General features: G+C 73.8%; 7 protein-coding genes and 6 tRNA genes. 7 read left to right on the top strand and 6 right to left on the bottom strand.

Annotation, left to right across the window (positions count from 1 at the left end):
• Both K6I33_RS26960 and K6I33_RS26965 read right to left on the bottom strand, forming a co-directional pair.
• Nucleotides 1-357 (bottom strand): aminotransferase class IV (locus K6I33_RS26960; protein WP_229357134.1); only part of this gene is annotated, 357 nt, incomplete at its 3' end.
• Complete coding sequence (locus tag K6I33_RS26965) at nt 354-1,397, bottom strand: chorismate-binding protein (protein WP_229357140.1); 1,044 nt, start codon at nt 1,395-1,397, stop codon at nt 354-356. The genes K6I33_RS26965 and K6I33_RS26960, both read right to left, overlap by 4 nt.
• 230 nt (nt 1,398-1,627) lie before the next feature.
• Here K6I33_RS26965 and K6I33_RS26970 point away from each other — a divergent pair.
• The 6 genes from K6I33_RS26970 to K6I33_RS26995 all read left to right on the top strand — a co-directional run bounded on the left by K6I33_RS26970 (nt 1,628) and on the right by K6I33_RS26995 (nt 2,163).
• Nucleotides 1,628-1,700 (top strand) — tRNA-Gly (locus K6I33_RS26970).
• 35 nt (nt 1,701-1,735) lie between these two features.
• A tRNA-Cys gene (locus K6I33_RS26975) sits at nt 1,736-1,809 on the top strand.
• 1 nt (nt 1,810) lies between these two features.
• Nucleotides 1,811-1,885: transfer RNA gene (locus K6I33_RS26980), tRNA-Val, on the top strand.
• A gap of 19 nt (nt 1,886-1,904) precedes the next feature.
• Nucleotides 1,905-1,976, top strand: a tRNA-Val gene (locus K6I33_RS26985).
• Nucleotides 1,977-1,997: 21 nt separating this feature from the next.
• Nucleotides 1,998-2,069 (top strand) — tRNA-Val (locus tag K6I33_RS26990).
• Between the two features lie 22 nt (nt 2,070-2,091).
• Nucleotides 2,092-2,163 (top strand) — tRNA-Val (locus K6I33_RS26995).
• A gap of 202 nt (nt 2,164-2,365) precedes the next feature.
• Here the strand turns inward: K6I33_RS26995 and K6I33_RS27000 are convergent.
• The gene (locus K6I33_RS27000; RefSeq protein ID WP_229357135.1) at nt 2,366-2,557 is read right to left on the bottom strand and encodes a hypothetical protein; all 192 of its coding nucleotides are present in this window, start codon (nt 2,555-2,557) and stop codon (nt 2,366-2,368) included.
• A gap of 614 nt (nt 2,558-3,171) precedes the next feature.
• On the opposite strand from K6I33_RS27000, the gene K6I33_RS27005 reads away from it, so the two are divergent.
• On the top strand, nt 3,172-4,470 hold the full coding sequence (locus K6I33_RS27005; protein WP_229357136.1) for a serine/threonine-protein kinase: 1,299 nt from the start codon (nt 3,172-3,174) through the stop codon (nt 4,468-4,470).
• Here the strand turns inward: K6I33_RS27005 and K6I33_RS27010 are convergent.
• The 3 genes from K6I33_RS27010 to cobT all read right to left on the bottom strand — a co-directional run.
• On the bottom strand, nt 4,445-5,263 hold the full coding sequence (locus K6I33_RS27010) for an RNA methyltransferase (RefSeq protein WP_229357137.1): 819 nt from the start codon (nt 5,261-5,263) through the stop codon (nt 4,445-4,447). The two genes, K6I33_RS27005 and K6I33_RS27010, sit on opposite strands and share 26 nt — an antisense overlap.
• Before the next feature lie 150 nt (nt 5,264-5,413).
• Nucleotides 5,414-6,649, bottom strand: a complete 1,236-nt coding sequence (cobA, locus tag K6I33_RS27015) for a uroporphyrinogen-III C-methyltransferase (protein WP_229357138.1) — start codon at nt 6,647-6,649, stop codon at nt 5,414-5,416.
• A gap of 142 nt (nt 6,650-6,791) precedes the next feature.
• On the bottom strand, nt 6,792-8,585 hold a 1,794-nt coding region (gene cobT, locus K6I33_RS27020; RefSeq protein ID WP_229357139.1), incomplete at its 5' end, for a nicotinate-nucleotide--dimethylbenzimidazole phosphoribosyltransferase.

The following is an 8,585-nucleotide window of genomic DNA, read 5'->3' on the forward strand; positions in this document are numbered from 1 at the left end:
GGCCGGGGCCGTGTGCTCGGCGAGGGCGACCACGAGGGTGGGCCGGGCGGTGCTGCGGTCGGAGCCGAGCGGGGCGATGCCCCCGGTGTAGGTGACGCGCAGCCGGCCGAGCGGCATGCGGTTGGCCTCCAGGACCGCCGCGCAGGCCCGGCCGACCTCGTCGAGGTCGGGCTCGGGCAGGCCCAGGAGGCGGGCCGAGGAGGCGAGCCGGGCCAGATGGCGGGTCATGGCGAAGGCCCTGCCGTCGGTCGCCTTGAGGGTCTCGAAGACGCCGTCGCCGACCGTCAGTCCGTGGTCGAACACCGACACGCGCGCGCTGTCCGCGTCGCGGAGCGCGCCATCGCTCCAGATGATCACCGTTCCGTCCCTCCTGCCGGCTGATGTGTGCCCGACGCTATCGCGAGGAGGCGGGCGGCCTTGAGTTCCGTCTCGGCCCACTCGCGCTCCGGGTCGGAGCCCCAGGTGATGCCCGCGCCGGTGCCGAAGCGCAGCACCGGGCCGCCGGTGGCGGTGCGGTCGATCCAGAAGGTGCGGATGCCGACGGCGAGCTCGCCGGTGCCCCGGTCGGCGTCGACCCAGCCGACGCCTCCGCAGTAGGGGCCGCGGGGCGCGGTCTCCAGGGCCTCGATGATCCGCAGGGCGCTGCTCTTGGGGGCGCCGGTGACCGAGCCGGGCGGGAAGGTGGCGGCGAGCAGTTCGGGCCAGCCCGCTCCCCCGTCGAGTTCGCCGCGCACCGTGGAGACCAGGTGGACGAGGCCCGGGTGGGGCTCGACGGCGCAGAGCTCGGGGACGGTGACCGATCCGGTGGCGCAGACGCGGCCGAGGTCGTTGCGGACCAGGTCCACGATCATCACGTTCTCGGCGTGATCCTTCTCCAGCAGGTCGGCGGCGGTGCGGCCGGTGCCCTTGATGGGGCCGGAGGTGACCGTCGCGCCCTCGCGGCGCAGATAGAGCTCGGGCGAGGCGGTGGCCACCTCGATGCCGTGGGCGGGCAGCCGGACCGTGCCCGCGTAGGGGGCGGGGTTGCCCCGGGCCAGCAGGGCGGTGAGGGCATCGACGTCGGCGCGGTCCGCGTCGGGCAGCGGCGCGCTCAGCACGCGGCAGAGGTTGGCCTGGTAGACCTCGCCGGCCGCGATGTGCTCGCGGACGCGGCGTACGCCCGCGATGTAGCCGTCGCGGTCCAGGGAGCTGGTCCAGCTGTCGGGGGCGGGGCCGCGCCAGGAGGCGCCCGCCTCGGGGCCGGGCGCGGGAGCGGGGCGTACGTCGCCGAAGCGCGCGCAGCACAGCCCTCCCTCGAAGTCGGCGACGACGGCCCACCAGCCGGTGGACTCCAGGGCCGCCGGGTCGGTGGTGACATCGCGCAGGTCGGTGGCGAGAAGCCCGCCGAAGCGAGCCATCGGGGAGGGCGTCGGGAGGAGGCTGTGCACGTCATCGAGTCTATGGCGGGGCCCTCGGACGGCCTCCGGACGGCGGCCGGACGACGGCCCGGAGAACGATCAGCGCAGCATGCTGGGCAAACGGAATTTGAGCTGGCGCCGGAATCCGCTAAAGTTCAACACGTCGCCGGGACGCGGAAGCGAAACGGCGGAGAGCAGCTCCCGGGTGAAACCCCCGGGGGAGGCCAAATGCGGACGTAGCTCAGTTGGTAGAGCACCACCTTGCCAAGGTGGATGTCGCGAGTTCGAGTCTCGTCGTCCGCTCGAGTTGGGGGATCTTCCCGAACCCCCGCACTCCTGGTGGAGTGGCCGAGAGGCGAGGCAACGGCCTGCAAAGCCGTCTACACGGGTTCAAATCCCGTCTCCACCTCCAAGGACGATTAGCTCAGCGGGAGAGCGCTTCCCTGACACGGAAGAGGTCACTGGTTCAATCCCAGTATCGTCCACCAGGTCCGCAAGGACCTTCCCGCGCGATTAGCTCAGCGGGAGAGCGCTTCCCTGACACGGAAGAGGTCACTGGTTCAATCCCAGTATCGCGCACGCAGTACGCAGCACCATCCCGGACGATTAGCTCAGCGGGAGAGCGCTTCCCTGACACGGAAGAGGTCACTGGTTCAATCCCAGTATCGTCCACGAGGTCCCCATGGACCTTCCCGCGCGATTAGCTCAGCGGGAGAGCGCTTCCCTGACACGGAAGAGGTCACTGGTTCAATCCCAGTATCGCGCACAGACCGGCCGGGGCCGGGGCTCGAAAGAGCTCCGGCCCCGGCCGTTTTCCTTGCTCCCACCCGGCTCTCACCTGGGAAAACGCGACGGCCGGGCACCTCCCCAGGTACCCGGCCGTCGTGCCGTCCGCCGCACCCCCGTCCCCACGGGGTTATCGGCCGGTCCGCCCCGCCCGGGCCGCTCTCCCGGGCGTCGCGGGCGCTTCAGTGCCCCAGCAGTCCGGCCACGGACGACGCTTGAGTGACGACGGCGTCCCAGCCGCCGAAGACGACGGCGAGGAGCGCCGCCAGCGGCAGCACCATGGCCGCCGCGACCAGCGGATGCCGGGTGGCGGAGGGGCGGTCGCCAAGGGCGCCTTGGACCTGGTGGGCCGTGCGCTCCGCGATGTCCGCCACCGCCCCGCTCCTTCTCATCCGTCTCATCCGTCGTAGAGATCCGTCGTAGGGAGCGGCGGGCACCTGACCTCGGGGGACGAGTATGCGTACCCGCCGCTTGCCTTCCAATCTAGGCGCGGCGCCCGGGCCGGTCGTCATGCCCTCGTACCCCTTGGGCGTTCTACGGGAGGATGAGGCCGGGCGGCCCGGGCTACTCCCAGGGGTGGAGAACAATGGCCCCGGACCCCGGGTCTTCCCCCAGGGGTCGCCCCCGGGTGACTTCCCTCACTTCCCGCCCGCCCCGGTGGGGCGCCCGCGCGGCCCTCCGCCCGGTCCCCTCCCCCATCGCGTCATACGTTCGGGTCATGCCCCGGGCGGGCGGCCTCCGCCCCGCCGGGCCGCCGCGGACCGCGTCAATCCCCTTCTCCGTACGGGATCTTGAGAGGCCGTCCCGGGGCCGTGGCCGGGCGCTCCGGGCCCCGGGAACGGCCCGCGCTCCCCTCCTCCGGCGCCGGTAATCCACTCGCCGACGCATGCGCGGCCTCTGAGCGCGACCGTCCGTCAATCCGTAAGCTGTGGCTCGTCAGAGGCCGGGCAGCTAAGTGGGGCAGCCCCACCGGAGGTAGGGGACGAAGATGACGATGATGCGGCTCCGGCGCGAGGACCCGCGAGTCGTCGGCTCCTTCCGGCTGCACCGGCGGCTCGGCGCGGGCGGCATGGGCGTGGTCTACCTGGGCTCGGACCGGCGCGGCCAGCGGGTGGCGCTGAAGGTGATCCGGCCGGATCTGGCGGAGGACCAGGAGTTCCGCTCCCGCTTCGCCCGGGAGGTCTCCGCCGCGCGGCGGATCCGCGGCGGCTGTACGGCGCGGCTGGTGGCCGCCGATCTGGAGGCGGACCGTCCGTGGTTCGCCACGCAGTACGTGCCCGGGCCCTCGCTGCACGACAAGGTGAACGAGGAAGGGCCCCTGTCGGCGGCTCAGACCGCGTCCATCGGGGCCGCGTTGGCCGAGGGGCTGCTCGCGGTGCACGACGCGGGGGTGGTCCACCGCGACCTCAAACCCTCCAACATCCTGCTCTCCCCCAAGGGCCCCCGCATCATCGACTTCGGCATCGCCTGGGCGACCGGGGCCTCCACCCTCACCCATGTGGGCACGGCGGTGGGCTCACCCGGCTTCCTGGCGCCGGAGCAGGTGCGCGGGGCGGCCGTGACCCCCGCGACGGACGTCTTCGCGCTGGGCGCCACCCTCGCCTACGCCTGCACGGCGGACTCTCCGTTCGGGCAGGGCAGTTCGGAGGTGATGCTCTATCGCGTGGTCCATGAGGAACCGCAGCTCATGGGCGTCCCCGACGCGCTGGCGCCGCTGATCCACGCATGCCTGGCCAAGGACCCCGAGGAACGGCCCAGCACCCTTCAGCTGTCGCTGCGGCTCAAGGAGATCGCGGCCCGCGAGGCACACGGCATCGCCGAGGGCCGGCCGCCGTCTCCCCGCCGTGAGCCGGACCGGCCGTCGGCGCGCAGCGCCGCGCAGTACGAGCGGCAGCGCACCGAGCGCCGTCCGGGCGGCGCGCCCACACCGCGCCCGCAGCGGCCGCACATCCCCGAGCGTCCGGCCGAGGGCGTACGGGCACCGGAGCGGCGGCCCGCGCAGCAGCGGCCCGCGGCCGGCCGGCGGTCCCGGCCCGGGGCCCGTACGGGCGCGGGCGCCCGGCGGCCGGGCCCGGACCGCAAGCTGCTGCGGCAGCGGCTGATCGTGTTCGTGGTGGTGACGCTGCTGGTCGCGCTGGGCATCGCGGCGGCCCAGGGCTGCCAGGGCCCGGCCCGCTCGCTGGGCGGGGTGCCCTCGGCGCCGGTGGCCCCGATGCCGGGACCGGTGGCCGCCACCGGGGCGGCCGGCCCCGCCGGGGCGGTCAGTCCTGGGGACGCCCGCTCGTGACCGCGTAGAAGGCCACGGCGGCGGCCGCTCCGACGTTGAGCGAGTCCACGCCGTGGGCCATGGGGATGCGCACCCACTCGTCCGAGGCCCGCAGGGCGCGGCCGGACAGGCCGTCCCCCTCCGCGCCGAGCATCAGCGCGACCCGCTCCAGCCGGTGCGGGGCCGCGTCGTCCATCGAGGTGGCCTGCTCCGCCGGGGTGAGGGCCAGGATCCGGAAGCCCGCCTCGCGGACGGTCTCCAGATCGCGGGGCCAGGACGTAAGGCGCGCGTAGGGCACGGAGAAGACGGCGCCCATGGACACCTTCACCGAGCGCCGGTAGAGCGGGTCGGCGCAGTCCGGCGAGAGCAGCACCGCGTCCATGCCGAGGGCGGCCGCACTCCTGAAAATTGCCCCGATATTGGTGTGATCGTTAATTTTTTCCATCACCACGACGCGTCGCGCAGTGCGCAGCAGCTCCCCCGCCTCCGGCAGCGCCTTGCGCTCCATCGAGGCGAGCGCGCCGCGGTGGACGTGATAGCCCGTCACCCGTTCGGCCAGGTCCGGGGTGACGACGTAGACGGGGGCGGGGCTCTCGTCGATGACGTCGCGCATCGCCTCGACCCACTTGGCCGTCAGCAGCATCGACCGCATCGCGTAGCCGGCCCGGCCCGCGCGCCGGATGACCTTCTCGCCCTCGGCGATGAAGAGCCCCTCGGCGGGCTCGCGGCGGCGGCGCAGCTCGACGTCGGTCAGGCCGGTGTAGTCGGTGAGGCGCGGGTCCTCGGGGTCGTCGATGGTGATGATGTCGGCCATGGGGCGCCGCCTTGTCGTGCTCGTGGTGCCGGGGGTGGTGTGCGTTCGCTCTCCGAAGGCCGGCCGGTCTCCAGTGCCGGTCGGTCCGTCGGTCTTCGGCGCCGGCCCGTGGCCGGTGCCGGTAGGCCGGCCGGTCCGTCGCCGTGGCGGTCAGTCGCCGGTGCGCGGGCCGACCGTGACGACGTCGCCGATCACGATCACGGCCGGGGGACGTATGCCCTCGGCCCGTACCCGCTCGCCCACGGTCTCCAGGGTGGCGTCCAGGCGGCGCTGGGCGGCCGTGGTGCCCTCCTGGACGACCGCGACGGGCGTACCGGCCGGTCGCCCGTGCCGGATGAGCGTCTCGGCGATCACGCCGATGTTCTCGACGGCCATCAGCAGGACGAGGGTGCCGCGCAGCCGCGCCAGCGCCGCCCAGTCGGCCAGCGAGCGGGGGTCGTCGGGAGCCACGTGGCCGCTGGCCACGGTGAACTCATGGGCGACCGCGCGGTGGGTGACGGGGATTCCGGCGACGCCGGGCACGCTGATGGAGCTGGAGATCCCGGGGACGACGGTGCAGGGTATGCCGTGCTCCGCCAGCGCCTGGACCTCCTCCATGCCGCGTCCGAAGACGAAGGGGTCGCCGCCCTTGAGCCGGACGACCGCCTTGCCGGCCTTGGCGTGCTCGACGAGGGCGGCGTTGATGGCCTCCTGGGCCATGGCCCGCCCGTAGGGGATCTTGGCCGCGTCGATGACCTCGACGTGCGGGGGCAGTTCGGCGAGGAGGTCACGGGGGCCGAGACGGTCGGCGATGACGACGTCGGCCTCGGCGAGCAGCCGCCGGCCGCGCACGGTGATCAGGTCGGGGTCGCCGGGGCCGCCGCCGACGAGGGCGACACGGCCGTCGCCCGCGGCGCGGGCGCGGTAGTGCGGCGCGGCCAGCGAGCCGTCGCGCAGGCCCTCGACAATGGCGTCCCGCACGGCGGCGGAGCGGCGCGGGTCCTGCCCGGTGAGCACGGCGACGGTGACGCCCTCGCTGCGGCCGGTGGCGGGCGTCCAGGCGGTGGCGGCGCCGGCGTCGTCGCTGCGTACGGCCCAGACACGACGGGCCTCGGCCTCGGCGGAGGCCGCCTCGTTGGCGGTGGGGTCGTCGGTGGAGATCAGGGCGTACCAGGCGCCGTCCAGGTCACCGTCCCGGTAGCGACGGCGCTCCCAGCGCAGTTCACCGGCGTCGGCCATGGCCTCGACGGAGGCGGTGGCGGACGGGGAGACGAGCAGGACGTCCGCCCCCGCGGCTATCAGCGCGGGCAGCCGCCGCTGAGCGACCTGACCGCCGCCGAGAACCACCACACGGCGACCGGCAAGACGCAGTCCAACGGGGTAAGCGGCTTGTTCGGTCCGGGCCATGAGCAGGTCTCCTCAGTACGAATGCGCTGGTGGGGACACCTTACGGGGTCACTGGTCGTGGGCGATCGTTCCGCATGAGCGGAACGACGGCGCGCGCCCCGCACCAGCAACCCCGGTGCGGGGCAACGCCACCAAGAAACGGTCAGCCCTTCTCGCTGACACCCGCCGTGTCGAACGTCGCCACCTCATGCATCGCCCGCGCAGCGCTCTGCACCACCGGCAGCGCCAGCAACGCGCCCGTGCCCTCGCCGAGCCGCAGGTCGAGGTCGACGAGCGGCCGCAGGCCGAGTTTGGTGAGCGCGGCGACATGGCCGGGCTCCGCGCTGCGGTGACCGGCGATGCAGGCGGCGAGCGCCTCCGGGGCGATGGCGCGCGCGACGAGGGCCGCGGCCCCCGCGCTCACGCCGTCCAGGATCACGGGCGTCCGCAGCGAGGCGCCGCCCAGGATCAGGCCGACCATCGCGGCGTGCTCCAGGCCGCCGATGGCGGCGAGGACGCCGATCGGGTCCTTGGGGTCCGGCTGGTGGAGCTCCAGGGCCCGGCGCACCACGTCGACCTTGCGGGCGTGCATCTCGTCGTTGATGCCCGTGCCCCGCCCGGTGATCTCGGCCGGGTCGGCGCCGGTGTAGACGGCGATCAGGGCGGCCGACACCGTGGTGTTGGCGATGCCCATCTCACCGGTGAGCAGCGCCTTGTTCCCGGCGGTGACCAGGTCGCGGGCGGTCTCGATGCCCACCTCCAGGGCGCGCATCGCCTCCTCGCGGGTCATCGCGGGACCGGTGGTGAAGTCGTTCGTACCGGGCCGGATCTTGCGCGGCAGCAGGCCGGGGGTGCTGGGGAGCTCGCCCGCCACGCCCACGTCCACGACGCAGACCTCGGCGCCGACCTGGTTGGCGAAGGCGTTGCACACGGCGCCGCCGCCCAGGAAGTTGGCCACCATCTGCGAGGTGACCTCCTGGGGCCAGGCCGTGACGCCCTGGTTGTGCACCCCGTGGTCACCCGCGAAGATCGCGACGGCCGCGGGCTCCGGGATCGGCGGCGGGCACTTGCGGGACAGCCCGCACAGCTGCGCGGAGATGATCTCCAGCATGCCGAGCGCGCCGGACGGCTTGGTCATCCGCTTCTGGCGCTCCCACGCCTCGCCGAGCGCCTTGGCGTCCAGCGGGCGGATGCCGCGCAGGGTCTCGGCGAGCAGGTCGTGCGGGTCCTCGCCGGGCAGCGCCCGGCGCCCGTACTCCTCCTCGTGGACCACCCACGACAGCGGCCGCCGCTTGGACCACCCCGCCTGCATCAGCTCGGGTTCCTCCGGGAACTCGTCGACGTAGCCGACGCACAGGTAGGCCACGACCTCCAGGTGCTCGGGCAGCCCGAGGGCGCGGACCATCTCGCGCTCGTCGAAGAAGCTGACCCAGCCGACGCCGAGGCCCTCGGCGCGGGCGGCGAGCCAGAGGTTCTCCACGGCGAGCGCGGAGGAGTACGGCGCCATCTGGGGCTGGGTGTGCCGGCCCAGGGTGTGCCGGCCGCCCCGGGTGGGGTCGGCGGTCACGACGATGTTGACGGGCGTGTCGAGGATCGCCTCGATCTTCAGTTCCTTGAACTGCTTGGCCCGGGCCTTCGGCAGCGACTTCGCGTACGCCTCGCGCTGCCGGGCGACCAGCTCGTGCATGGTCTTGCGGGTCTCCGCGGAGCGGATGACGACGAAGTCCCACGGCTGGGAGTGCCCCACGCTGGGCGCGGTGTGCGCGGCCTCCAGGACGCGCAGCAGCACCTCGTGCGGGACGGGGTCGGTCCGGAAGCCCTTGCGGATGTCGCGGCGCTCGCGCATCACGCGATGCACGGCGGCGCGCTCGGCGGCGGCGTAGCCGTCGGCGGGGTCGCCTACGGGCTCGCCTGCGGGGTCGCCAGCGGCGGGCTCGGGGACGACGGTGGCGGCGTC

The sequence above is a fragment of the Streptomyces sp. UNOB3_S3 genome (assembly GCF_020740895.1).
In the GTDB taxonomy this organism is placed as follows: domain Bacteria; phylum Actinomycetota; class Actinomycetes; order Streptomycetales; family Streptomycetaceae; genus Streptomyces.

Excerpts from the sequence above, each read along its gene's own strand:
- K6I33_RS27005 (WP_229357136.1), top strand. The coding sequence starts at position 3,172 with ATGACGATGATGCGGCTCCGGCGCGAGGACCCGCGAGTCGTCGGCTCC.
- K6I33_RS26965 (WP_229357140.1), bottom strand. The coding sequence starts at position 1,397 with ATGGCTCGCTTCGGCGGGCTTCTCGCCACCGACCTGCGCGATGTCACC.
- K6I33_RS27010 (WP_229357137.1), bottom strand. The coding sequence starts at position 5,263 with ATGGCCGACATCATCACCATCGACGACCCCGAGGACCCGCGCCTCACC.
- cobA (WP_229357138.1), bottom strand. The coding sequence starts at position 6,649 with ATGGCCCGGACCGAACAAGCCGCTTACCCCGTTGGACTGCGTCTTGCC.